This is a genomic window from Carboxylicivirga taeanensis (genome assembly GCF_051851475.1).
GTDB classification, from domain to species: Bacteria; Bacteroidota; Bacteroidia; order Bacteroidales; family Marinilabiliaceae; genus Carboxylicivirga; species Carboxylicivirga taeanensis.
Window position 1 is genome coordinate 1 of the sequence record NZ_JBPUSJ010000107.1, and the last position, 761, is coordinate 761.

A 761-nucleotide genomic window follows, 5' to 3' on the forward strand; every position below is an offset into this window, starting at 1 on the left:
AACGGTGAGTATAAGAATAGTAGCCGACTGCGTGGTACTTTCCTGTCAAGTTACAGAAGAGTTGGAGCGGGCTACAACTGCTGATTTTACTACTGTCTCGGCTATTATTTTTATACATTGTTGGCACCAGTAATTATTTTAGTTTATATCCAATTGTCAAATTTATTGTAAAAGTATTTACTGACACTTCTCCACCATTTCCAGTACTTTCAATTGTCCAGTCCGCAACTTTTGTGAAATCTAAATAGTAATCCGCTCGTAATCCAAATTGAAGATTTGAAATATCGTATCTTAGTCCTCCGCCAAGTATTAATCCAAACGATGTATCTTTTAGTTCGCCAAGCCCCTCAAGAGCATAAAAATTCCTACTATTAACTAAAAAGTCAACACGAGGCCCCATACTGATAAATGGAGCGAATTTCTCTTTTATTGAATACTTAAAATCAATAGTTGTATTAATTGATAAATAATCTAAGATTGGTTTATCTGAAGCTACCTCATCAGAACCGAAATTAATATCATACTCACCACCTTTTCTAATCAATCCGATATTACTTGAAAGATTAAAATATTGCTTATCAAAGTAATCTAATCCTGCAAAAACAGAATGTCCTATAAGTTTCTTGTTATCTAGTTGATTAGCATTTTGCCAATCAAGTTTAGAAATCGAAGTTCCTCCTTGTATTTTTATAGTCTGTCCATTTAATAGAATTGCAAATGTCAATCCGATTAATAATAATCCTATTTTTTTCATTTTTTTT

Annotated in this window: 1 protein-coding gene; it reads right to left on the minus strand. The window is 32.3% G+C overall.

Annotation, left to right across the window (positions count from 1 at the left end):
- Window positions 1-133: 133 nt before the first annotated feature.
- Window positions 134-761: outer membrane beta-barrel protein (locus ACSX1H_RS19465; protein WP_439185928.1), on the minus strand; the 628-nt coding region annotated here is incomplete at its 5' end.